The sequence below is a fragment of the Streptomyces sp. MH60 genome (assembly GCF_002939385.1).
GTDB lineage: Bacteria > Actinomycetota > Actinomycetes > Streptomycetales > Streptomycetaceae > Streptomyces.
Map to the genome: position 1 here is coordinate 44,795 of NZ_MULI01000038.1, position 23,378 is coordinate 68,172.

Genomic DNA, 23,378 nt, shown 5'->3' on the forward strand with positions numbered 1-23,378 from the left:
GCGTGAGGATCAGGGTGTGTGGACCGACGGCCTCGGGGCCGTGGGCATGCCCGCGCCGAGGAAGAAGCTCGGGTGCGGGGGCTGGTTGTAGGCCGTATTTTGCCAGGCCAGGGCGGTGCGGTACTGGGTGTCGTGGAGGAGGGTCGTGATGCGGGTGTCCGTGTCGTACGGGGTGGAGTAGATGCGCAGGGCGGTGTTGTCCGAGGTGCGCCAGACGACCTCCTCGCGCCAGTCGCCGAGGATGTCCCCGGCGAGGACCGGGGTGGCCTTGGTGCCGTTGTTGGAGGCGACGCCGGAGCCGGTGAGGAGGCGGGTGTCGCCGGAGGTGCCGTACTTGTCGACGTGGGTGCCGTCGAGGAGTTCGCGGACGGTGTCGCCGTCCCACCAGGACAGGAAGTTGGCACTGGAGGGCTTGCGGCTGTTCACGACGGTGCCCTTGGGACCCCGGATGCCGCTCTCCGCGGACGACCAGGACTCGGCGCCCGCGCTGCCCGGCCAGATGTCGGCGGAGACGCCGCGGCCGTTGTCGCCGCTCGCGCCGGTGGACCACAGGATCTGGCCCGTGCGGGCGTCCGCCATCCACGACGAGGGCTTCGAGCCGTCCTCGTCCACCTTGAACTCCTCCAGGCCCGCGCGGGACGGGTCGAGGTCGCCGACGTGCATGGCGTCGCCGTGGCCGTTCCTCGTGGTCCACAGGGCGTTGCCGTTGTCGTCGACGGCCATCGCGCCGTAGACGATCTCGTCCCTGCCGTCGCCGTCCACGTCCGCGACGGAGAGCTGGTGGTTGCCCTGGCCGTCGTAGCCCTTGCCGCTGTTGGTGGAGGAGTTGGTGTCGAAGGTCCAGCGGCGGGTGAACTGCCCGTTCCGCCAGTCCCAGGCCGCGATCACCGTGCGCGTGTAGTAGCCGCGCGCCATGATCACGGAGGGCCGGGAGCCGTCCAGGTACGCCGTGCCCGCGAGGAAGCGGTCGACGCGGTTGCCGTAGGAGTCGCCCCAGGAGGAGACCGAGCCGCGCGCGGGGACGTAGTCGACGGTGCCCATGGCCTTGCCGGTCCGCCCGTTGAACATCGTCAGGTACTCGGGGCCGGACAGCACGTAGCCGGAGGAGTTGCGGTGGTCGGCCGAGGAGCTGCCGATGACCGCGCCGGTGCCGTCCTTGGTGCCGTCGGCGGTCTTCATGGCGACCTCGGCCTGGCCGTCGCCGTCGTAGTCGTACACCTGGAACTGGGTGTAGTGGGCGCCGGAGCGGATGTTGCGGCCCAGGTCGACGCGCCACAGGCGGGTGCCGTCGAGCCGGATGCCGTCGACGATCGTGTTGCCGGTGTAACCGGACTGGGAGTTGTCCTTGGCGTTGGTCGGCTGCCACTTGAGGACGATGTCGAGGGCGCCGTCGCCGTCGAGGTCGCCGACGGAGGCGTCGTTGGCCTCGTAGCCGTAGGAGACGCCGTCGGGGGTGGTGCCGCCGGACGGCGGGCTGATCGGTACGTCCTTGTAGCCGGCCCGGAACTGGATCGCGTGGACGGAGTCGCCCTGCTCCGTGCCGTTCACGACCGCGCGGACGGTGTAGTCGGCCTGGGCGGGGGCGCCGGCGTGGAAGTAGGTGGTGGAGCCGGTGACCGGGCTGGAGTTGACCTTGGTGCCGGCCCGGTAGACGTTGAAGGAGACGTTGTCCGGATCGGTGCCCAGCCAGCGCCAGCCGACCAGGTTGCCGTCGCCGGTGTGGACGCTGACGACGCCCCGGTCCAGTGCCTCGACCTGGCGCGCGGTGGCGGCCTCGGCGGTGTCGGGAGCGAGCGTCGTCAGGCCCGCGCCCACGAGTCCGGCGGCGGCGAGGGCCGCGGCCAGGGCGAGGGGGCGTCTGCGGTGCGTGCGGGGAACGCGGGAGCCGGTGCGGGGGTGCCTCACGGGACGAACCTCCTGGAGGACGGACGGATTCCGCCTCTCAGTCGCCGCCCGGGGCAACCGGGTTGCCGCCCTTCGCCCACGACTTCCTGAACGCCGCGAGGGTGAAGACCGGGTCGGGCCGGGGCCGGTCCTGGTCCGGCAGGGCGGCCAGCCGCGCGGCGAACTCCTCGGCGAGCGGCTCGCCCGGCGGCAGCGTGACGAACCAGCCGCGCCGCAGGTCCGCGACCGTGCGGCGGGGGCTGCGGCCCTGCCCGTGGCCGGTGAAGCGGGCCCGGCCCGCGGGGGTCAGTCCGTGCTCGCGGGCGTACTCCTCGACGAGGCGGGCGGCGTCGTGCGCGATGCCGGGCGGGCGGGCGGCGAGCACGGCGTCGATGTCGCTGCCCACGTTGTGCGAGGCGCCCTTGTCGACCGTGGTCACATACGTCCCGCCGGGCCGCAGCACGCGGGCGCACTCGGCGACGATCGCCCGCACGTTCTCCGCGCCGCCGGCCAGGTGCAGCAGCCACACGCTGCTGACGGCGTCGAACTCCCCCTCGCGGAAGGGAAGTCGGCGGCTGTCGGCGAGGACGACGGCGCCGGGCAGCCGGGCGGCGGCGCGGCGGGCCATGGCGGGGGCGAGGTCGACGCCGGTCACCCGCAGGCCGTCGCGTCCGGCCACGATCCGCCGGGTGACGATGCCGGTGCCGCAGGCCACGTCCAGCAGCCGGCGGGCCTGCCGCGGCACCAGGTTCAGCACGGCCTGCGCGGCCGCCTCGGCCCGGGGCTCGCCGCCGCGGGAGTCGTCGTACCGCTCCGCTTCCTTGTCGTAGTCGAGCACACCGTCAGTGTGCCCCGTGACCGGCGGCCAGGTCCTCCACCCTGCGGGCGAGCTCGACGTCCTTCCCGGTGACGGCGCCGCCCGCGCTGTGGGTGTGGACGGCGAGGGCGACCGTGTCGTAGCCGAGGGTCAGGTCGGAGTGGTGGTCGAGTTCCTCCTGCACCTGGGCGATGTGGACGACCATCGCGGTCGCCGCGAAGTGGGAGCCGAGCCGGTAGGAGCGGGTGAGGCGGCCGGCGTCGAGTGACCAGCCGGGCAGGGCGGCCAGCTGCTCCTCGATCTCCTGTGGCGACAGCGGTTCTACGGGCATGTGCTGCGCTCCTTCGCTGATGGTGCTCGACGGTCGGGTCCGCTTCAGCGTGCCACAGCGCGGCCGCTCCGGCGCGGCCCGCGGTCGACTACCGTGCTGCGTATGACCGCACTCATGTCCGGTACCGCCCCCACCACCGACCGGGGCGTGGGCCCGCTGCTGCGGGCCTGGCGGGAGCGGCGGCGGGTCAGCCAGCTGGAGCTGGCACTGCGCGCCGATTCCTCCGCCCGCCACATCAGCTTCGTCGAGACGGGCCGTTCGAGGCCGAGCGAGGAGATGGTGCTGCGCCTCGCCGAGCACCTGGACGTCCCGGTGCGGGAGCGCAACGCGCTGCTGCTGGCGGCCGGTTACGCCCCGCGCTACCCGGAGACCCCCCTGGACGACCCCGCACTCGGTGCCCTGCGTGAGGGCATGGAGCGGCTGATCCGGGGCTACGAACCGTATCCGGCGCTGGTCGTCGACGCGACGTACCGGGTGCTGGCGGCCAACCGGGGGATCACGATGCTGATGGACGGCGTCGCGGAGCACCTGCTCGCGCCGCCGCTGAACGCGATCCGGCTGACGCTGCACCCGGAGGGCCTGGCGCCGCGCATCCGCAATCTGCGCGAGTGGCGCGGGCACCTGCTGGAGCAGATGGAGCGGCAGATCGCCCTGCACCGCTCGCGGCCGCTGCGGGAGCTGTACGACGAGGTGGCGGCGTATCCGGTGCCGGAGACCGCGCCGGGCGCCGCGCCGGACGAGCCGGTGCCGTACTTCGCGCTGCCGATGCAGATCGAGCACGACGGCCGCGTCCTGTCGTTCATCTCGTCCATCTCCACGTTCAACACCCCGATGGACGTGACGGTCGCCGAGCTGGCCATCGAGACGCTGCTCCCGGCCGACCCGGCGACGGTCGCGTACCTTCACTCGCTGCTGCCCTGACCCCGCCTCAGGGCGCCGTACCGGAGCAGCGCGAGGTGGGCGAGCGCGCTGGCGCCGGTCACCGCCGCGTCGAGGGCGAGGAGGCGGCGGTGCATCAGCCGCGGCTCGGCCGTACGGGCGAGTGCGGCGAGCTGGTGCGTGGACATGACGAGTCAGCCTCCGTCGGGTCGGACATGCTGGGGTGGGGGCCGGGCCCCGGGCCGGAGTGCGCCGGTCCGGAACCCGGTGGCTCCACGATCCCGCCCGGCGCGGGCGCGGTCGATTACCCGGCGGGTCATACGTCCGGGCCGAGAATGATCCACGAACACCCCTGTGAGACTGACAGAGGAACATGACAGACTGCGGTGAGACTTGGGCGCGTTGGGGAGGCGTGGCGTGAGCGAGCGGCGGGCCGCACCCACCGTGGGCCAGGTGGTCCTCGGCAGACGGTTGCAGGAACTGCGGGAGACGGCGGGCCTCAAGCGCGAGGAGGCCGCCAAGGTGCTCCGGGTGGCCCCGGCGACGGTGCGGCGCATGGAGATGGCCGAGGTCTCGCTGAAAATACCGTACGTCCAGATACTGCTGACGGCGTACGGAGTCGCCGGTGACGAGGTCGCGGCGTTCGTGGCGCTCGCCGAGGAGGCGAACCAGCCGGGCTGGTGGCAGCGGTACCACGACGTGCTGCCGGACTGGTTCAGCCTGTACGTGAGCCTGGAGGGCGCCGCGCGGATCGTCCGCTCCTACGAGCCGCACTTCGTCCCGGGGCTGCTCCAGACCGAGGACTACGCGCGCTCGGTCCTGGAGGCCGGGACCATCGGCAACGCGGGCGGGGACGCGGTGGAGCGCCACGTCTCCCTGCGCATGGAGCGGCAGCGGCTGCTCGACCGCCCGGACCCGCCCCACCTGTGGGTGGTGATGGACGAGACGGTGCTGAAGCGGCCGGTGAGCATCCACGGCCGGGTGATGCGCGAGCAGCTCGACAAGCTGCTGGAGTTCGCCGGCCGGGACCGGGTGACGCTCCAGGTCGCCGAGTTCGAGGACGGGCCGCACCCGGGGACGTACGCGCCGTTCACCCTGTTCCGGTTCGCGGAGCCGGAACTGCCGGACATGGTCTTCACCGAGTACCTGACGGGCGCCCTGTACCTGGACTCCCGCACCGAGGTCTCGGCGCACCTGGAGGTCCTGGACCACATGACGGCGCGGGCCGCCTCGACCCAGCGCACCGAGAAGATCCTGCGCGCGTACCGCGAGAACTTCTGACCGCGACGCCCCGCCACCGCAGCCCCCGAGGAGACGACACCGCATGACCGGTTCCGAGCCCGCGCCCCTCGACACCAGCCGGCCGCACCCGGCCCGCGTCTACGACTGGTGGCTGGGCGGCAAGGACAACTACCCGGTGGACGAGGAGCTGGCCCGCAGGATCCTCGCGGCGGACAGCACGGCGGTGCGCGGGGCGCGGGCGAACCGCCGGTTCATGCACCGGGCGGTCCGCACCCTCGCCGAGGCCGGGATCCGCCAGTTCCTCGACATAGGCACCGGCATCCCCACCGAGCCGAACCTGCACCAGGTGGCCCAGGCGGTGGCGCCCGAGTCGCGGATCGTCTACGCCGACAACGACCCGATCGTCCTCAGGCACGCCGAGGCGCTGCTGCACGGCTCGGCTCAGGGCGCCACCGACTACGTCCACGCGGACGTCCGGGACCCGGACCTGATCCTGCGGCTGGCGGGCGAGTCCCTGGACTTCGACCGGCCCCTGGCCCTGTCGCTGGTGGCCCTCACCCACTACCTCGGCGACGCGGTCGAGGGCGACGACGTGTACGGCCTGCTCGGGCGGTACGCCGACGTGCTGGCGCCGGGCAGCTTCCTGGTCCTCTCGCAGGTCACGCCCGACCTGAATCCCGAGGCGGTGGGCAAGGCCGCGGAGCTGTTCGCCCGCAGCGGCACGCCGTTCCACCCGCGCTCCCTCCCCGAGTTCGCGCGCTTCTTCGACGGCCTGGAACTGCTGGGCCCCGGCATCATCCCGGTCACCGGCTGGCGTCCGGACCCGGAGGACGTGGCGGTCCAGGCGGAGGGCATCGTGCCGGTGTACGCGGGGGTGGCGCGCAAACCCTGACCCGGACGTCCGGCGCCCTCTCCTGACCCGTACGGGCGCCGCGAACGGGTGCGCTCCCGCGCCCGGCCCTAGGTTCGGGACTCAGGGCGAGCAAGGGAGCGCACGTGACCGACACGCGGACACCGCCCACCGAGCCGGGCGCGGCGCTGCTGCGCGCGGGACGGTTCTTCCGGCCGGGCACCGCGGCACCCGACCTGCACAGCATCGGGCTGGTCGGCGGGCGGGAGTCGGACGCCTTCTACCGGGACCGCTGGAGCCACGACAAGGTCGTGACGTCGACGCACGGGGTGAACTGCACGGGTTCGTGCCGGTGGAACGTGTACGTCAAGGACGGCATCATCACCTGGGAGACCCAGGCCACGGACTATCCGTCGGTCGGCCCCGACCGCCCCGAGTACGAGCCGCGCGGCTGCCCCCGGGGCGCGGCGTTCTCCTGGTACACCTACTCGCCGACCCGGGTGCGCTACCCGTACGTGCGCGGGGTGCTCCTGGAGATGTACCGGGAGGCGAAGGCCCGGCGGGCGGACCCGGTGCTGGCCTGGGCCGACCTCCAGGGCGACCCCGAGCGCCGCGGGCGCTACCAGCGGGCGCGCGGCAAGGGCGGTCTGGTCCGGGCGAGCTGGGACGAGGCGGTCGAGATGATCGCCGCCGCCCATGTGCACACCCTCCGCGCCCACGGCCCCGACCGCATCGCGGGCTTCTCCCCCATCCCCGCGATGTCGATGGTGTCGCACGCGGCGGGCGCCCGCTTCCACTCGCTGATCGGCGCCCCGATGCTGTCGTTCTACGACTGGTACGCCGACCTTCCCGTGGCCTCCCCGCAGGTCTTCGGCGACCAGACGGACGTGCCGGAGTCGGGCGACTGGTGGGACGCCGCGTACCTGATCATGTGGGGCACGAACGTGCCGGTGACCCGCACCCCGGACGCGCACTGGATGGCGGAGGCCCGCTACCGGGGCCAGAAGGTGGTCGTGGTCTCGCCCGACTACGCCGACAACACCAAGTTCGCCGACCAGTGGCTGCACCCGCACCCCGGGACGGACGCCGCGCTGGCGATGGCGATGGGGCACGTGGTGCTCAAGGAGTTCTTCGTCGACCGCGTCACCCCGTTCTTCGACGCCTACGTGCGGCGCTTCACCGACCTGCCGTTCCTGGTGACGCTGACCGAACGGGACGGGGCGTACGTGCCGGGCAAGTTCCTGCGCGCCGCCGACCTCGGACAGGGCGGTGACGACGCCCAGTGGAAGACGGTCGTCCTGGACGAGGCGACGGGCCGCGCGGTCGTCCCGAACGGCTCGCTGGGCTTCCGCTGGAACGAGGCCGACCAGGGGAAGTGGAACCTGGACCTGGGCGACGTACGCCCCCGGCTGAGCCTGCACGGCCACCCGATGGCGTCGGGCGTGCAGGTGCTGCTCCCCCGCTTCGACACCGAGGGCGGCCCGCACGGGCAGGGGCGCGGCGAGGTGCTGCGCCGGGGCGTCCCGGCGACACGACTGGGCGGCGCTACCGGACCGCTGGTGACGACGGTCTTCGATCTGCTCCTCGCCCAGTACGGCGTGGGGCGGCCGGACCTGCCGGGCGACTGGCCGGCGTCGTACGAGGACGCGGACGCGCCCGCGACCCCCGCCTGGCAGGAGACGCACACCTCGGTCCCGGCGGCGGCCTGTGTACGCATCGCCCGGGAGTTCGCGCGGACGGCGGAGCGGTCCAAGGGCCGCTGCATGATCCTGATGGGCGCGGGCACCAACCACTGGTTCCACTCCGAGACGATCTACCGGAGTTTTCTCGCCCTGCTCCAGCTCACCGGCTGCCAGGGCCGCAACGGCGGCGGCTGGGCGCACTACGTCGGCCAGGAGAAGTGCCGTCCGGTGACCGGCTGGGCGTCGCTGGCCGCCGCGTCGGACTGGTCGCGCCCGCCGCGCCAGGCGATCGGCACCGGGTACTGGTACCTGCACACCGACCAGTGGCGCTACGACCGCTTCCGCGCCGACGTGCTCGCCTCACCGCTGGGCGAGGGACGGCTGGCCGGGATGGCGGGCGCGGACTGCCTCGCCCTGTCGGCGCGCACGGGCTGGATGCCCTCGTACCCGACCTTCGACCGCAATCCCCTGGAGCTGGGCGAGACCTTCGGCGACCCGGTGGCCAACGCGGTGGCCGAACTGCGGGCGGGCACCCTGAAGTTCGCGGGCGAGGACCCGGACGCGCCGGAGAACTGGCCGCGGATCGTCACCCTGTGGCGTGCCAACCTGCTCGGTTCCTCCGGCAAGGGCGCCGAGTACTTCACCAAGCACCTGCTGGGCACCCAGTCCTCGCTGCGCGCCGAGGAGGCGTCGCCGGGCGAGCGGCCCCGGGACGTGGTCTGGCACGAGGAGGCGCCCGAGGGGAAGCTCGACCTGCTGCTCTCGCTGGACTTCCGGCACACCTCGTCCACACTGCTCTCCGACGTGGTGCTGCCCGCCGCGACCTGGTACGAGAAGCACGACCTGTCCAGCACGGACATGCACCCCTACGTGCACGCCTTCTCCCCGGCGGTGAACCCGCCGTGGCAGGCGCGCACCGACTTCGACACCTTCAAGCTCCTCGCCGAGAAGCTGAGCGAGCTGGCCGAGGACCACCTCGGGGTGCGCAAGGACCTGGTGGCCGCGCCGCTCCAGCACGACACCCCCGGCGAGATCGCCCAGCCCGGCGGTGTCGTACGCGACTGGCGGCGCGGGGAGTGCGATCCGGAGCCCGGGCGGACCATGCCGAACCTCGTCGTCGTGGAGCGTGACTACACGGCGATCGGGGCCAAGTTCGCCGCGCTGGGCCCGCTGGTGGAGGCCAAGGGCCTGCCCGCCAAGGGCATCACGCTGCGGCCGGACGAGGAGGTGGCGCGGCTGCGCGACCTGAACAGCACGGTGCGCGGCGGCCCGGCCGACGGGCGTCCGGCGCTGGACACGGCGGTGAAGGCGGCCAACACCATCCTGGCCCTGTCCGGCACCACCAACGGGCGCCTGGCCACCCAGGGTTTCCACACCCTGGAGGCGAAGACCGGGCAGCAGATGGCCCACCTGGCCGCCGAGCAGGAGGGCAGGCGGATCACCTACGCCGACACCCAGGCGGCGCCCGTGCCGGTGATCACCTCCCCGGAGTGGTCGGGCAGCGAGGCGGGCGGGCGGCGCTACACGGCGTTCACGATCAACACCGAGCACCTCAAGCCCTGGCACACCCTCACCGGCCGCCAGCACTTCTTCGTCGACCACGACTGGATGCACGAGCTGGGCGAGGCGCTGCCCGTGTACCGGCCGCCGCTGGACATGCACCGGCTGTTCGGCGAACCGCGGCTCGGTTCCGACGGGCACCGCGAGGTGACGGTCCGCTACCTCACCCCGCACAACAAGTGGTCCATCCACTCCGAGTACCAGGACAACCTGTTCATGCTGGCGCTGTCCCGGGGAGGCCAGACCATCTGGATGTCCGCCGAGGACGCCGCGGCGATCGGCGTCGCGGACGACGACTGGATCGAGGCGGTCAACCGCAACGGCGTGGTGGTGGCCCGCGCGATCGTCTCGCACCGCATGCCGCCGGGCACGGTCTTCATGCACCACGCCCAGGAACGCACGGTCAACGTGCCGCTCGCCGAGACGACCGGCAAGCGCGGCGGCGTGCACAACTCGCTCACCCGCCTGCTCCTCAAACCGACCCATCTCATCGGCGGCTACGCCCAGTTGTCCTGGGCGTTCAACTACCTGGGCCCGACGGGCAACCAGCGCGACGAGGTGACGGTCATCCGGCGCCGCTCCCAGGAGGTCGAGTACTGATGCGCCCGATGGCCCAGGTCGCGATGGTCATGAACCTCGACAAGTGCATCGGCTGCCACACCTGTTCGGTCACCTGCAAACAGGCGTGGACCAACCGGCGGGGCATGGAGTACGTCTGGTTCAACAACGTGGAGACCCGCCCGGGACAGGGCTACCCGCGCCGCTACGAGGACCAGGAGAAGTGGCGGGGCGGCTGGGAGCTGAACCGGCGCGGCGCGCTGAAGCTGAAGGCGGGCGGCCGGTTCAAGAAGCTCGCCGGGATCTTCTCCAACCCGCGGCTCCCGGAGATCAAGGACTACTACGAGCCCTGGACGTACGACTACAAGAACCTCACCGACGCCCCGCTCGGCACCGACTACCCCGTCGCGCGGCCGGTCTCGCAGCTCGACGGCAAGCCGATGAAGATCGGCTGGTCCTCCAACTGGGACGACAGCCTGGGCGGCGCCCCCGCCTACGGCGACCTGGACCCGATGGTGGAGCGCACGCGTCAACAGGCTTCGGAGAAGGTGCGGTTCGCCTACGAAGAGACGTTCATGTTCTACCTGCCGCGCATCTGCGAGCACTGCCTCAACCCGTCGTGCGTGGCGTCGTGCCCGTCCGGGGCGATGTACAAGCGCGTCGAGGACGGCATCGTCCTGGTCGACCAGGACCGCTGCCGGGGCTGGCGGATGTGTGTGACCGGCTGCCCGTACAAGAAGGTGTACTTCAACCACCGCACCGGCAAGGCCGAGAAGTGCACCTTCTGCTACCCGCGCATCGAGGCGGGCCAGCCCACCGTCTGCTCGGAGACCTGTGTGGGCCGGCTGAGGTACCTCGGGGTCGTCCTCTACGACGCCGACAAGGTGACCGAGGCCGCCGAGACGCCGGACGAACGCGACCTGTACGAGGCGCAGTTGAGTGTCCTTCTCGACCCGGAGGACCCTGAGGTGCGGCGGGCCGCCGAGGAGGCGGGGATCTCGTTCGACTGGATCGAGGCGGCCCGGCGCTCCCCCGTGCACGCGCTGGTCAGCAGGTACCGGGTCGCGCTGCCCCTGCATCCGGAGTACCGGACGATGCCGATGGTCTGGTACATCCCGCCGCTGTCGCCGGTGGTGGACGCGCTGACGGAGACGGGGCACGAGGGCGAGGACGCGGACAACCTGTTCGGCGCGATCGACACGCTGCGCATTCCGCTGGAGTACCTGGCCGAGCTGTTCACGGCCGGTGACACCGGTCCGGTGCGGGCGTCGCTGGAGAAGCTGGCGGCGATGCGCGCCCACATGCGGTCGGTGAACCTCGGCGAGGACCCCGATCCGGCCGTCTGCGCGGGCGTCGGCATGCGCCCCGAGGAGGTCGAGGAGATGTACCGGCTGCTGGCGATCGCCAAGTACGAGGAGCGGTACGTGATCCCGACGGCGGCCGTCGGGGACGCGCACCGGCTGGAGGCGTCGGCGCTTGAGGGGCTCCCGGACACGTGCAGCCTGGACACCGACGGCGGCCCCGGCATGGGCGGCGACGGGCCGTTCGGCCAGGACTCCGGGCGCAAGCGGCTGCCGCTGGTGCCGGTGGAGAACTTCCACATCCTGCGCAGGCGGCAGACCGCTGACGACGAGAGGGAGGTCTGAACCGATGCCCGGCTTCGAGGTGCTCTACCAGGCGGCGGCGCTCTGTCTGACGTATCCCGACGAGGACTTCCGCGCCCGGCTGCCCCTGCTGCGCGAGGCGGCGCCGCAACTGCGCGGCTTCACCGACCACGCGGCGGCGACCGGGCAGGGCGAACTCCAGGCGCACTACGTGGAGGTGTTCGACTTCAAGAACCGGCACAGCCTCTACCTGAGCTGGTGGACCGACGGTGACACCCGCAACCGCGGGATGTCCCTGGTCCGCTTCAAGGAGCTGTACCGCGCGCACGGCCTGGAGTTCACCGGCGAGGAGCTGCCGGACTTCCTGCCGGCGGTCCTCGAGTTCGTCTCCCGCACCGGGGACATGGAGATGCTCACCGAGCACCGTGCCGCCCTGGACCAGCTGCGCACCCGGCTCACCGCCTTCGGCACGCCCTACGCGTGCGTCCTGGACGCCGTGTGCGCCACCCTGCCGCCCGCACCCGCCGGAGCCCGCCGATGAACGTCTTCCTGTGGGGCGTCCTGCCCTACGCCGCCTTCGCGCTGCTGATCGCGGGACTGGTCTGGCGGCACCGCTACGACCGCTTCGGCTGGACGACCCGCTCCTCACAGGTCTACGAGTCCAAGCTCCTCAACATCGCCTCACCGGTCTTCCACTACGGCATCCTGTTCGTACTCGCCGGCCACCTGATCGGCCTGTTCGTCCCGGCGTCCTGGACGCAGTCGATCGGCATCAGCGAGCACGCGTACCACCTGTTCTCGCTCTACGGCGGCACGGTCTCCGGGGTCCTCGCGGTCGCCGGGATCGGCCTCCTGATCTACCGCCGCCGCACCAACGCGCCCGTCTTCCGGGCCACCACGGCCAACGACAAGCTCATGTACGTCTTCCTGTTCGGCGCCCTGCTCCTGGGCATGATCGCCAAGCTGTCCGACACCTCGGGCAACGGCTACGACTACCGGAGCACCATCGCCCCGTGGTCGCGCAGCCTGTTCACGCTGAACCCGAGGACGGAGCTGATGGCGGGCGTGCCGGTGCTGTACCACGTGCACGCGGTGGTCGGGATGGTGCTGATCGCCCTGGTGCCCTACACCCGCCTGGTGCACATGTTCAGCGCGCCCCTGCAGTACCTGACCCGCCCGTACGTGGTCTACCGGTCGCGCGACCCCAGACAGCTGGGGCCGCGCCCGGACCGGCGGGGCTGGGAGCGCGCGGGCTCCTGAACCGGGCCGCCTACCTCCCCGCCAGCGGTTCCGGTCTCAGCATCAGGGCGCGGAGCTGCTCACGGGTCAGGGGCGGGGTCCGCAGCAGGGGGCCGAGCTGTCCATGGCCGCGGTAGCCGGCGCTGTCGCGGACGAACAGGGTCCGGCCGTCGGGGAGCACGAGCCGGCCGGTGAGTTCCTCGGCCCACTCCAGGCCGTCCTCGTTCCGCTCCCGCGGCTGCCGCCAGATGGTCAGCACCCGGCCGCCGGCCAGTTCCTCGCGCACGCAGTCGGTGCGGGGCGGCTCGGTCCCGGTCCGCGCGCAGAGGTCCGCGGCAGGGCCCTGCCCGTCGGGAAACTTCGCGTCCAGGTACGTCTGGTCGTGCAGGGCGACTCCGAGGTAGCCGACGCCGTCCGGCCGGCGGAGGGCGTACCAGCCGTCCAGGGCGCCCTGGGACTCCCCGCCGGTGGCGGTCTCCCGGTCCGCGTCCTTCAGCAGCACGGCCAAGGAGATCTCCTCGGCCTCCCCGGCATCGGCGGGCAGCAGTTCTGCGAGCCTCCGGTCCCGCCCGGAGCCACCAGTCGGCTCGGTGTGCGTCGGAGGGGCGCCGGAAGGGACGGCAGCAGCCGACGCCCGGTCCGCCCCGCCCGAGGGCACGGCGGACACGGTGAACAGCGCGCCGGCCACGACGGCCAACGCCCCGCCGGCCACCACCGCGCGGCGCCTTCGGCGCACTCGGGACGCCCGGGCGAACACCACTGCCGTGTCGAACGAGGGACCGCCGGCCCTCTCGGCGGCCCGGGCGAGCAGGTCCCGCACCTCGTCGTCCATGACGTCGCTCATACGAACTCCTTCCCCATCACGGCGCGGAGCGCCGCCAGCCCGCGGGCGGTGTGGCTCTTCACCGTGTTCTCCCGCATTCCGAGCACCGCGGCGGTCGCCTCGACGCTCTGGTCCTCCCAGTAGCGCAGCACCAGCACGGCCCGCTGCCGCGGGGTGAGGCGGGCCAGCGCCGACCGCACCACCATCCCGGTCTCCGAGTCGGACTCGGGAGCGGCCTCTTCCGGCAGCTCCCCGTACGCGTGCTCACGCCGCCAGAACCGGCGCCTGCCCTCGATGAAGGTGTTGAACAGCGTCTTGCGGGCATACGCCTCGACGTTGTCCAGCCTGTGCAGGCGCCGCCAGCCGAGCACCACCTTGACCAGGGTCGTCTGCACCAGGTCCTCCGCCTCTTCGCGGTTGCCGCACATCAGGAAGGCGCTCCTGAAGAGCGCCAGGCGTCTGTCCCGCACGAAGTCGTGCAGCGCGTCCTCACCGCGATCCACCCCGCCCCCCTTTCCCCGCCCGCCCGCGCGGACGGTCTCACCGTTCCAGTGCGGTGGCCCGCCCTCCCGGTTGCGGTCCGGGCCGTCGGACCGGGCGGCGGAAAAGGGCCGGCGGGCGCCGCAACGTCCTGGTCCCGCCACCGCATTGAGAAGGAGTGCAGGCGTCGGACACCGAGAACGCAGCGGGAGAACCCAGTATGAGTGGAGTACGCGTACGAACGAGAGCCGCAGTCGCGGCCCTGGCCCTGGCCGCGGTCACCGTGCCGGCCGCCACGGCGCACGCCGAGGCCCGGTGGTCGGCCACGGACCTGACGCGCGTGGGCGACGCGGCCCTGACCGGCGTCACCAGGGTGGACGGCGACACCACCTGGGTCTACGGGGTCCGGGTCGGCCAGGAGGGCAAGGTCCACCCCAGGACACCGCTGCTGCTCGCCCGCGACGACGGCGAGAGGTCCTGGCGGGAGATCCCGATGCGGGGGTTCGCCGACCGGTCCAACCAGATCAGCGCGATCGACGCGGTGTCACAGGACGACGCCTGGATGGTCGGTGCGTACGAGGAGCCCCGGGGCGTCTTCCTCACCCAGCACTGGGACGGCACCGAGTGGCGGGTGGTCGACGCGCCGGCGCCCCGGGGGACGAAACTCGCCGGCGCCGGACTGCTGGACGTGTCGGCACGGGCCCACGACGACGTGTGGGCGGTCGGCTGGCTCATCGTCGTCGACAGCGAGGTGCCCGACCCCGACAAGCCCGGGGGGACGATCCAGGAGACGCACGCGGAGGCGATGCTCCAGCACTGGGACGGCGAGGCGTGGCACCTCGTGCCCGTACCGGACGCCGCCTCTCTGTGGACGAACTCCGTCACCGCCCTCGCCGACGACGACGTGTGGGTCTCCGGTTACACCTCCGAGGACCAGCCGGCGATGCTGCACTACGACGGCACGTCCTGGTCCCGTGTACCGGTCCCCTACAACGGGGTGAACGGCGAACTCGTCGACCTGGAGGCCCGCGGGGCGAACGACGTCTGGGCGGCGGGCCGGAAGCTGAACGACGACGAGGACACGGGGCACGCGCTGCTCGCGCACTGGAACGGCCGCTCCTGGAAGCAGGTGCCGGCGCCCGCCGACGCCGGTCGCGTGAACGACCTGACCCTCGCACCGGGAGGAGTGGCGGTCGCCGGGGAACAGCGGGACGGCACACCGTATGTCATGCGGCTGCGCCGGGGCCGGTGGTCGGTGCTCTCCGTCCCGCCGGGCGGTGCGGACGGCACCCGGTACCTGACCGGAGTGGCCTGGACCCCGCGGGGCGTCACCGCCGTCGGGTACGAGGAGGGGGCGACGGGCCTTCCCGGCCCGTTGCTGCTGACCGGCGGGCGCTGACGTCGCGGGACCCCGGCAGGACCACGGACGACGTGGCGGCGGCGCCGGGCCGCCCGCGCCCTCCGGCACGCGACCTGAGCGTGCCGGAGGGCGCGGGGCGTCCACGTCAGGCCAGCTTGGCCGACAGGGTGATGGTCGTGCCGGTCAGGGCCTGGCTGACCGGGCAGTTCTTCTTGGCGTCCTCGGCGGCGGCGACGAACGCGTCGTTGTCGAGGCCGGGGACGGTGCCCTCCACGGTGAGGTGGATGCCCTTGATGCCCTCACCCGGCTGGAAGGTCACGTCGGCGGAGGTGACGAGCTTGGTGGGCGGGGTGCCGGCGCCGGCCAGGCCGTGCGACAGCGCCATGGAGAAGCAGCTGGAGTGGGCGGCGGCGATCAGCTCTTCGGGGCTGGTCTTGCCGTTCGCCTGCTCGGCGCGCGACGGCCACGACACCGGCTGCTCGCCGATGCCGGACGAGTCGAAGGTGACGACACCGTTGCCCTCGAGCAGGTTGCCTTCCCAGACGGTGTGTGCGGAGCGCGTGGTTGCCACGGCGGGTCCTCTCGAATTCGCTTGCTGTACCGGGGTGGTGGTAACCCGTGCCCGGGTTCCCGCCCCCATCCGATCACACTACGGCTCGGCTCACCCGGAAGACCGCCCTGCCAGCGGGCCCGGGCAGGTCCGCGGGAAGCGTTCGACGACGGTGCAGCGGGCCGCGAGGTCGTGGTGCCCCCGCCGCAGGCCCATCACGCGGCGGTGGACCCCTGCGCGCGGCGCCCGCGGGCCGCCATCACCGCGTACACGAGCACGCCCGCGAACAGGAACAGCACGCCCTGGTAGACCGCCGCGTAGCCGGCGCCCGCGACGAGCCACAGGGAGAAGGCCGCCGCGACCGCCGCGATCACGCCGTCCCGCACCAGGCGTGCCCGGTCGACCTTCTCGCCCTGTCCGGAGACCAGGTGGAAGATCTGGGCGGCCGTGGCCAGCAGGTACGGCACGGTGGCGGTGAAGGTGGTGACGAGGACCAGGACCTCGAAGACCTTCGCCGAGCCGGACGTGTAGTTGTAGACGGTGAGCAGCGAGGCGAGGACGACGGTGACGCCGACGCCCACCGTGGGCACCCCGCGCCGCCTGCGCGCGAACGCGGCCGGGAAGAGGCCGTCCTTGGCCGCCGCGTAGGGGGTCTGGGCGCTGAGCAGGGTCCAGCCGTTGAGGCAGCCGGTCATCGAGACCAGGGCGGCCAGTGCGACGGCCCAGCCGCCCCAGGCGCCGCCGAACATGGCGTTCACGGCGTCCGAGAAGGGGGCGTCCGAGGTGACCAGGCGGTCGTGGGCGACGGTGCCGAAGACCGAGAGGGTGCCCAGCAGGTAGACGAGGGCCGCGCCCGCGGTGCCGATGACCGTGGCCCGGCCGACCGTGCGGCGGGGGTCCTTGACCTCGCCGGCGCTGACGGCGGCGGACTCCACGCCGAGGTAGGAGAAGAGCAGGATCGCGGCGGCGGCGGAGACCGCGCCGACGCCGCCGGAGCCGCTCGCGTTGAACGGGCCGAGGTTGTCCGGGTCGAAGAAGAACAGCCCGCCGACCGCGACGAGCAGCAGCGGCGCGAACTTCAGCACGGTGGAGACCAGCTGGACGGCGCCCACCCAGCGGGTGCCGGCGAAGTTGGCGAGCGCGGGCAGCCACTGGACGACGAGTGCGGCCAGGCATGCCGTCCAGCGGTGGTCGTTCACCGGGATCAGGACGTCGAGGTAGCCGACGGCGGCGACGGCCAGGGCCGCGTTGGACACCCAGGTGGTGATCCAGTACGCCCAGGCCGCGAGGAACCCGGCGAAGTCGCCGAAGGCCTCGCGGGCGTAGACGTAGGGGCCGCCGGTGCGCGGGTCGCGGGCGGCGAGGCGGCCGAAGACCAGCGCGAGCGCGATGGCGCCGACGGTCAGGACGCCGAAGGCGAGCAGGCTGATGGTGCCGAAGGGGGCGACGGAGGCGGGGAGCAGGAAGATGCCGCCACCGATGATGTTGCCCATGACCAGGGCGGTGGCGACCGGGAGCCCGAAGCGGCGGGCGTGCCGTCCGTTGCCGGGAGCGGGGTCGGCGGGGCCGGTGTGGTCGGGGGCCGCGGGGGTCGCCCGCGGTTCCGGAGCCGGTGGGGGGACGGTCCCGGTGACGTGCATGGGGTGGTGCGCCTCTCATGGAACGGGTGCCCGGGATCGCCGGACGCGCCCATGGTCGGGCACGGTCCCACACCGTTCCAAATCAGGCGCTTTTGTCCTGTACGAACCCCTCTGTGACGGGAAAAGGTGCGCCGTCCACGGCGTTCGGCCGCGAATCGTCCACGGGGCCCACGGGCACCTGCGGGCCGTTCGACTCGCGCAGCCAGCGGCGCAGCACCCGGTGCACGTGTTCGGCACCGACGATCTCCGCGCCCTCGGCGACCGGCGCGGACAGGACGACCGGCGACAGCAGGAAGGCGCGCGACTGAGCGCCGCCGAGTCCGCCGTGCGAGCCGATCTGCTCCTCGAAGGCGAGGACCTCGCCGTCGGCCGGGTCGTGGAAGGAGTTGACCATGATGTCGGCGGTGTGCGGGAAGGAGTGCGTGCGGCGTACGGCGTCGGCGGCGCCGGGACCGAAGGGGGCGAGCGGCCCCGGGTCCTCGTCGAGCCGGTCCAGGGGCACCTCGACGCCGCGCGCGCCGAGCACGACACCGCCGTGTTCCTCGCTGCGCACCAGCAGGAAGCCGATACCGGGGTGGTTGGCGAGGGTCGGCAGCAGGGCGGGGTGGCGGGCGTCGATCTCCTCCCGGGTCATCCGGTGCGGCACGTCCGGGAAGGAGACCAGGCCCAGGTTGCCGGAGGCCAGCACGATCGGCTCGGAGCGGCGCCCGGTGGGGGTGTCGGCGGGCCGCTGCTGCTCGGCGCCCTCCTCGACGGGCCGGTGCAGGGCGGCCCGTACGGTGTTGCGCGCCTCGGCGCCGCTGCGGGTGCGCCGGGCACTGCGCGGCACGGGCAGTCCGCAGCCGGCCCGCACCAGGTCGGCGAGGGTCAGGCCGTAGCGGGCGCGGAAGGTCTCGCCGGGGCTCTGGCCGTGGTCGGAGAGGATCACGATCCGGTACGGGCGGGGGGCGTGCTCGGCGACCTTCTCGATCAGGGCGAGCGACCGGTCCAGCCGCTGGAGGACCTTGGCGGCGTCCCGGCCGCCCGGCCCGGAGTGGTGGGCGACCTCGTCGTAGGCCACCAGGTCGGCGTAGACGGCGGTGCGGCCGGCGAGCATGTCGCCCATGACCGCGGCGACGACGACGTCGCGTTCGACGACGGTCGCGAAGGCGCGCACGAACGGGTAGAGACCGCCGCGCGAGACCCGCGGGCGGACCTTGTGGACGCGGGCGCGGGTGGACTGGCCGATCTCCCGGCACACCTCGGCGACGAAGGACATCGCGGTGCGCACGGCGTTGGCGGGGTCGGAGAAGTAGGCGAAGTAGCCGGACCTGGAGCGGGTCTCGGGGCTGCGGCGGCGGGTGGCTATGGACAGCACGAGGGCCTGTTCGTCGGCGCCGCCGCCGAACAGGTTGCCGCGGCTGGCGCCGTCGAGGCTGAGCAGTCCGCCGTCGCCGGTACGCCGGACCGCGCGGTACTGGAGTTCGGCGGCGCTGGTCGGGCGGTTGCAGACCATGACCTCGCCGCTGTCCTTCTCGTACCAGCGGAAGGCGGGGACGTCGTGGTTGCTGCCGTGCAGGATGCCCAGCTGGCTGGCGCCGGTCTGGCTGGACCAGTCGGTGCGCCACGGGGCGAGCCGGTGGGTGGCGGAGGCGCCGTCGCGGCCGAGCCAGCGGGCGATGGTGGGCATGGCGCCGCGGTCGACGGCGTCGAGCAGGACGTCGTGGCCGACGCCGTCCAGCTGGAGGAAGACGGTGCCTGGGTCTGCCGGACAGGGCGGGCCGGATCTGCGCCGGCGGTCGGCGAGGCGGTACAGGCGGCGGCGGTAGGCGTCGTCGTCGCGCACGGCCAGGGCGCCGCCGGTGGCGGAGGCGACGGCGGACATGACGGCGGCCACGACGACCGCCGTCTCGGGGGCGACGCCGCCGCGTCCGGCCGGGTTGACGTCGATCGCGAGGAGCAGCAGCCCGCCGTTGAGGAAGAAGACCAGCAGGCCGAGGACCAGGGTCGGCACCAGGAGCAGCAGGCGGACCAGGAGCGGCCAGACCAGGGCCGAGAGCAGGCCGAAGGCTCCGGCGCCGACCGCGGCCGTCATGGCGATGTCGGTCGCGCTGTCGCCGTCGGGCGACTGGAGCCGGAAGTCGGGCAGGATCCCGGCGAGCACGAGCATGGTGACGGTGGAGACGGCCCACACCGTGACACTCCGCCCCAGCTGACTGGCGACCCGGCGCCAACGCCCTCCACCCACGCTCCGCACACCTCACGTCCCGGCCCGTCGTCCGCGCGGGCCTTCCCCACCCTGCCACAACGCCCCGGACTGCCCGTTTGTCCCCCCTGGGTCCGGTTCACACCCGCGCGACGGCGGTCAGCGGCCGTCGTACCCGGCCGTCGGCATCGAGAGCCTGCGGTGCACGCACGCCTTCATCCGGGCGTCGTAGGACGGTTCGGCGTGGCCGACGGTCTCGACGCGGACGCCGCGCCGCGCGCACTCCGCGGTGAAGTCGTCGACGGAGGACAGCGCGCTCTCCAGCACCCGGCGGCTGGGCGCCACGAACAGGTCCTGTCCGGGGCGCACTCCGTCCCACAGGGCGTCGTGGTCGTGCCGCAGACCACGCACCAGCAACTGCCTGGCGACGACGTAGCCGTGCTCCACGGCCCAGCGGGCGCACATGGCGTGCTGGCTGCGGGAGTCGACCAGGAAGGGGTCGTCGTCCAGCTGTTCCAGTGGCGTCAGACTCGCGATCGCCGTCACCCGCACCGGCCCCATGGTGTCCCCCCTCACCTCCCGTCACCTCCCGTTTTCGCCGCCGACCCTACTCCTGGACGTAGGCTTCGGGGAGTCGCGCGAAGGAGGCAAAGAGGTGCCGGTGGAGCTCACCTGGTGGGGTCACGCCACCTGCACGGTCGAGGATTCGGGCATCCGCGTGCTCACCGATCCCCTGTTCGTCCGCCGGCTGGCCCATCTGCGCCGCAGGCAGGGCGCGGTGCCGCCGCCGGCGGCGTGGCGCGCGGACGTGGCGCTGGTCTCCCATCTGCACGCCGACCACCTGCATGTGCCGTCGCTCGCGCGGCTCGCGCCGGGCACGCGCCTGCTCGTGCCCCGGGGCGCACGACGGGCGGTGCCGGGGCTGCGCCGGCTCGGGCACCTGGAGCTGACCGAGGTGGCGCCGGGTGACGAGACGACCGTCGGTGACCTGCGGATACGGGCGGTCCCCGCGCGGCACGACGGGCGGCGGCTGCCGGTCGGACGGCACCGCGCCCCGGCGCTCGGCTATGTCGTCGAGGGCGAGGCGCGGACGTACTTCGCCGGGGACACGGGTCTGTTCGACGGCATGGAGGCGGAGGTCGGGCCGGTCGACGTGGCGCTGCTGCCGGTGGGCGGCTGGGGCCCCTACCTGGGTGCGGAGCACCTGGACGCGGGGCGGGCGGCCGAGGCACTGGCCCGGCTGGCGCCGCGCACGGCGGTGCCGGTGCACTACGGCACGTACTGGCCGATCGGAATGGACGCCGTGCGCCCCCACGAGTTCCACACGCCGGGCGAGGAGTTCGTGCGCCTGTCGGCGCTGCGCGCGCCGGGCGTGGCGGTGCACCGGCTGGGGCACGGCGAGAGTGTGCGGGTGGAGGTCGCGCGGTGAGCTGGCTGGGGGCCGCGACGCTGAACATACCGACGGAGCCGACGCAGCAGGCGCTCGGCTATCCGTCGCTGTTCCTGCTGGTGCTGATCGGGGCGCTGGTGCCGGTGGTGCCGACGGGAGCGCTGGTGAGTTCGGCGGCGGTGGTGGCGATGCACCAGACGCTGCCGTTCGCCATGCTGATGGTGTTCGCGGCGGCGTCGCTGGCCGCGTTCTGCGGCGACATGGCGCTGTACTGGCTGGGCCGGCGCGGGGTGGGCTCGAAGAACGGCTCGCGCTGGCTGGAGGCGATCCGGTCCCGGGCGCCGGAGGAACGGCTGGCGCAGGCGCAGGAGAAACTCGCCGAGCACGACGTCGCGGTGCTGGTGCTCTCCCGGCTGGTGCCGGCCGGCCGGATACCGGTGATGCTGGCCTGCCTGCTGGCCAAGTGGCCGCTGCGCCGCTTCGCGCGCGGCAACCTGCCGGCCTGCCTGGCCTGGGCGCTGACCTACCAGCTGATCGGGGTCCTCAGCGGCGCCCTGTTCAGCAAGCCGTGGGAGGGCGTCGCCGCGGCGATCGCCCTCACCGTACTGGTCAGCACCGCCCCGGGCCTGTGGCGCCACTTCCGGGGACCGGCGAAGGCGTAGGGCCTCCGGCGGTTGCCCCGGGAAACGCGGGCCGGTCCCCCTGGCGCCCGGCGGTGACGGACGGCCGCCCGGGGCGGACGGCCGTGCGTCAGCCCCGGCGGGCGAGGCGTACCGGTCCGGGCGGCGGCTCGGCGGTCGTGGGAGCCCGGGGCGGCGCGATACTCACCGGGTGGCGGGAGGACAGGGTCCGTGCCGGGTGGTAGTCGCTACTCCAACACCCGGGAGCCGCCGACCGGCAGGTCCCACAGGCGCTCTCGGGGCAGGCCCGCCTGTTCCCAGGCGGCGCGTACGCGGGTGAGGGGTTCCAGGACCGGCTCCGCGGACAGCACGAACGTCCCCCAGTGCATCGGCGCCATGTGGCGCGCGCCGACGTCCTGGGCGGCCCGCACCGCCTCCTCCGGGTCGCAGTGCACGTCGCTGAGCCACCAGCGGGGGTCGTAGGCGCCGATGGGGAGCAGGGCGAGGTCGATGCCGGGGTAGCGGCGGCCGATACGGGAGAACCAGTGGCCGTACCCCGTGTCGCCGGCGAAGTAGACGCGCCGCCCGTCGGGGGCGGTGAGGACCCAGCCGCCCCACAGGGTGCGGCACGTGTCGGTGAGGCTGCGCTTGGACCAGTGGTGGGCCGGGACGAAGTCGAACCGGACCCCGTTCAGCTCGGTCGCCTCCCACCAGTCCAGCTCGGTGACCCGGGTGAAGCGGCGGCGGTGGAACCAGCGGCCGAGACCGGCGGGCACGAGGACGGGGGTGTCGCGCGGGAGCCTGCGCAGGGTGGGCGCGTCCAGATGGTCGTAGTGGTTGTGGCTGATGACGACGGCGTCGACGCGGGGCAGGGCGCTCCAGGCGACGCCGACGGGGGTGACCCGGGGCGGGGTGCCGAGGATCCGGCGGGACCAGACCGGGTCGGTGAGCACGGTGAGGCCGCCGATCCGCACCACCCAGCTGGCGTGTCCGGCCCAGGTGACGGCGACGGTGCGGGCGTCCACGCGGGGCAGCGGGCCGGGGGCGTAGGGCAGCCGGGGGATGTCGGCGAGTCCGGCGGGGCCGGGTCTGACCGCGCCCTCGCGGGCGAATCTGGCGAAGGCCTTCAGACCGGGCAGCGGCGCGGTCAGCCGGTCATGGAAGGTCCGCGGCCACACCCGGTGCTCGGCCGGTGGCCGGGGCCCGGCGAGCGGCGGGTGGGCGGCGGCCGCGCCGGTGTCCTCGGCGGACGCGGCGCTGCTGGTGGTCGACCGGGGCTGCTGCGTCATCGAGGGGGCTCCCATCGCTGAGCGTCGCGGAGACCGGCGAAGACCGACTTCAGACCGGTCAACGCGCGTTGCACGTGTGGCAGTTCCAACGGATCCGGCGAGGTGAGGCATTCCGCCCGCCGCTCGTCGGTGCCCGCGTCGAGCAGGGGCCCGGTGGCGAGCCGGACGCGCAGGGCGGGCAGGTCGTCCCCGAAGCGGTGGCCGCCGGGGGCCGGCATGCCGAGCCGGGCGCTGAGGAAGTCCTCCAGTTCCTGGGCGTCGCCGACGCCCTCGGCGCCGAGCGCGTCGCGCAGCGGGCCGAGGTCGGCGTACAGGTGGCGGCCCGCCTGCGGGGGCCGGGCGGTGGCGCCCGCGGCGACGACGGCGGCGTGCACGGCGGCGGCCACGCGCGCGTG

21 protein-coding genes and 1 pseudogene are annotated in these 23,378 nt (G+C 73.3%); 10 read left to right on the forward strand and 12 right to left on the reverse strand.

Annotated elements, in window-relative coordinates; translation table 11 throughout:
* Window positions 1–9: 9 nt before the first annotated feature.
* Genes BZZ08_RS22620 through BZZ08_RS22630 form a run of 3 tightly spaced genes read right to left on the reverse strand, consistent with a single transcriptional unit; the run spans window position 10 to window position 3,032 of the window.
* On the reverse strand, window positions 10–1,905 hold the full coding sequence (locus BZZ08_RS22620; protein ID WP_104634078.1) for a rhamnogalacturonan lyase: 1,896 nt from the start codon (window positions 1,903–1,905) through the stop codon (window positions 10–12).
* Window positions 1,906–1,942: 37 nt separating this feature from the next.
* Window positions 1,943–2,722, reverse strand: a complete 780-nt coding sequence (locus BZZ08_RS22625) for a class I SAM-dependent methyltransferase (RefSeq protein WP_104634079.1) — start codon at window positions 2,720–2,722, stop codon at window positions 1,943–1,945.
* Between the two features lie 4 nt (window positions 2,723–2,726).
* Entirely contained in the window at window positions 2,727–3,032 is a 306-nt protein-coding gene (locus BZZ08_RS22630) for a 4a-hydroxytetrahydrobiopterin dehydratase (RefSeq protein ID WP_104634080.1), read from the reverse strand.
* Window positions 3,033–3,134: 102 nt separating this feature from the next.
* Between BZZ08_RS22630 and BZZ08_RS22635 the strand changes: the two genes are divergently transcribed.
* Window positions 3,135–3,953, forward strand: a complete 819-nt coding sequence (locus BZZ08_RS22635; RefSeq protein ID WP_104634081.1) for a helix-turn-helix domain-containing protein — start codon at window positions 3,135–3,137, stop codon at window positions 3,951–3,953.
* On the opposite strand, the gene BZZ08_RS38860 is transcribed toward BZZ08_RS22635, so the two are convergent.
* Window positions 3,935–4,099 (reverse strand): hypothetical protein, encoded by a 165-nt coding sequence (locus tag BZZ08_RS38860; RefSeq protein WP_157953353.1) that lies wholly within the window; start codon window positions 4,097–4,099, stop codon window positions 3,935–3,937. The two genes, BZZ08_RS22635 and BZZ08_RS38860, sit on opposite strands and share 19 nt — an antisense overlap.
* Window positions 4,100–4,328: 229 nt before the next feature.
* Between BZZ08_RS38860 and BZZ08_RS22640 the strand changes: the two genes are divergently transcribed.
* The 6 genes from BZZ08_RS22640 to narI all read left to right on the forward strand — a co-directional run bounded on the left by BZZ08_RS22640 (window position 4,329) and on the right by narI (window position 12,667).
* Entirely contained in the window at window positions 4,329–5,192 is an 864-nt protein-coding gene (locus tag BZZ08_RS22640; protein WP_104634082.1) for a helix-turn-helix domain-containing protein, read from the forward strand.
* A gap of 43 nt (window positions 5,193–5,235) precedes the next feature.
* The gene (locus BZZ08_RS22645; RefSeq protein WP_104634083.1) at window positions 5,236–6,045 is read left to right on the forward strand and encodes an SAM-dependent methyltransferase; all 810 of its coding nucleotides are present in this window, start codon (window positions 5,236–5,238) and stop codon (window positions 6,043–6,045) included.
* Window positions 6,046–6,149: 104 nt separating this feature from the next.
* On the forward strand, window positions 6,150–9,845 hold the full coding sequence (locus BZZ08_RS22650; RefSeq protein ID WP_104634084.1) for a nitrate reductase subunit alpha: 3,696 nt from the start codon (window positions 6,150–6,152) through the stop codon (window positions 9,843–9,845).
* Window positions 9,845–11,449, forward strand: a complete 1,605-nt coding sequence (gene narH / locus BZZ08_RS22655) for a nitrate reductase subunit beta (RefSeq protein ID WP_104634085.1) — start codon at window positions 9,845–9,847, stop codon at window positions 11,447–11,449. Before BZZ08_RS22650 ends, narH begins: the two co-directional genes overlap by 1 nt.
* Before the next feature lie 4 nt (window positions 11,450–11,453).
* A complete protein-coding gene (narJ, locus tag BZZ08_RS22660; RefSeq protein ID WP_104634086.1) occupies window positions 11,454–11,948 on the forward strand; it encodes a nitrate reductase molybdenum cofactor assembly chaperone in 495 nt (164 codons plus the stop codon).
* Entirely contained in the window at window positions 11,945–12,667 is a 723-nt protein-coding gene (gene narI / locus BZZ08_RS22665; protein WP_104634087.1) for a respiratory nitrate reductase subunit gamma, read from the forward strand. The genes narJ and narI overlap by 4 nt, the downstream gene beginning before the upstream one ends.
* 10 nt (window positions 12,668–12,677) lie before the next feature.
* On the opposite strand, the gene BZZ08_RS22670 is transcribed toward narI, so the two are convergent.
* Both BZZ08_RS22670 and BZZ08_RS22675 read right to left on the reverse strand, forming a co-directional pair.
* On the reverse strand, window positions 12,678–13,490 hold the full coding sequence (locus tag BZZ08_RS22670; protein ID WP_241965539.1) for a hypothetical protein: 813 nt from the start codon (window positions 13,488–13,490) through the stop codon (window positions 12,678–12,680).
* A complete protein-coding gene (locus BZZ08_RS22675; RefSeq protein ID WP_104634088.1) occupies window positions 13,487–13,972 on the reverse strand; it encodes a SigE family RNA polymerase sigma factor in 486 nt (161 codons plus the stop codon). Before BZZ08_RS22675 ends, BZZ08_RS22670 begins: the two co-directional genes overlap by 4 nt.
* A gap of 197 nt (window positions 13,973–14,169) precedes the next feature.
* Between BZZ08_RS22675 and BZZ08_RS22680 the strand changes: the two genes are divergently transcribed.
* A complete protein-coding gene (locus BZZ08_RS22680; RefSeq protein ID WP_104634089.1) occupies window positions 14,170–15,348 on the forward strand; it encodes a hypothetical protein in 1,179 nt (392 codons plus the stop codon).
* 106 nt (window positions 15,349–15,454) lie between these two features.
* Here the strand turns inward: BZZ08_RS22680 and BZZ08_RS22685 are convergent, their stop codons facing one another.
* The 4 genes from BZZ08_RS22685 to BZZ08_RS22700 form a co-directional block, all read right to left on the reverse strand.
* Entirely contained in the window at window positions 15,455–15,880 is a 426-nt protein-coding gene (locus BZZ08_RS22685) for an OsmC family protein (RefSeq protein ID WP_104634090.1), read from the reverse strand.
* Window positions 15,881–16,074: 194 nt separating this feature from the next.
* The gene (locus BZZ08_RS22690) at window positions 16,075–17,499 is read right to left on the reverse strand and encodes an amino acid permease (protein WP_104634091.1); all 1,425 of its coding nucleotides are present in this window, start codon (window positions 17,497–17,499) and stop codon (window positions 16,075–16,077) included.
* 82 nt (window positions 17,500–17,581) lie between these two features.
* Window positions 17,582–19,735, reverse strand: coding sequence for a phage holin family protein (locus tag BZZ08_RS22695; RefSeq protein WP_104634092.1), 2,154 nt, complete (start codon window positions 19,733–19,735; stop codon window positions 17,582–17,584).
* 108 nt (window positions 19,736–19,843) lie between these two features.
* Window positions 19,844–20,245: a hypothetical protein gene (locus BZZ08_RS22700; RefSeq protein ID WP_104634093.1), complete on the reverse strand. Its 402-nt coding sequence runs from the start codon at window positions 20,243–20,245 to the stop codon at window positions 19,844–19,846.
* Between the two features lie 94 nt (window positions 20,246–20,339).
* Here BZZ08_RS22700 and BZZ08_RS22705 point away from each other — a divergent pair, with 94 nt between their 5' ends.
* A complete protein-coding gene (locus tag BZZ08_RS22705; protein ID WP_198601633.1) occupies window positions 20,340–21,113 on the forward strand; it encodes an MBL fold metallo-hydrolase in 774 nt (257 codons plus the stop codon).
* On the forward strand, window positions 21,110–21,736 hold the full coding sequence (locus tag BZZ08_RS22710; protein WP_104634094.1) for a DedA family protein: 627 nt from the start codon (window positions 21,110–21,112) through the stop codon (window positions 21,734–21,736). The genes BZZ08_RS22705 and BZZ08_RS22710 overlap by 4 nt, the downstream gene beginning before the upstream one ends.
* A gap of 206 nt (window positions 21,737–21,942) precedes the next feature.
* Here the strand turns inward: BZZ08_RS22710 and BZZ08_RS22715 are convergent, their stop codons facing one another.
* Together BZZ08_RS22715 and BZZ08_RS22720 are read right to left on the reverse strand one after the other, a co-directional pair.
* Window positions 21,943–22,983 carry an MBL fold metallo-hydrolase gene (locus BZZ08_RS22715; RefSeq protein WP_104634095.1) on the reverse strand — a complete coding sequence of 347 codons (1,041 nt, stop codon included), beginning with the start codon at window positions 22,981–22,983 and terminating at the stop codon, window positions 21,943–21,945.
* A pseudogene (locus tag BZZ08_RS22720) lies at window positions 22,980–23,378 on the reverse strand (pyridoxal phosphate-dependent aminotransferase); the annotation flags it as partial. The pseudogene BZZ08_RS22720 and the gene BZZ08_RS22715, both read right to left, overlap by 4 nt.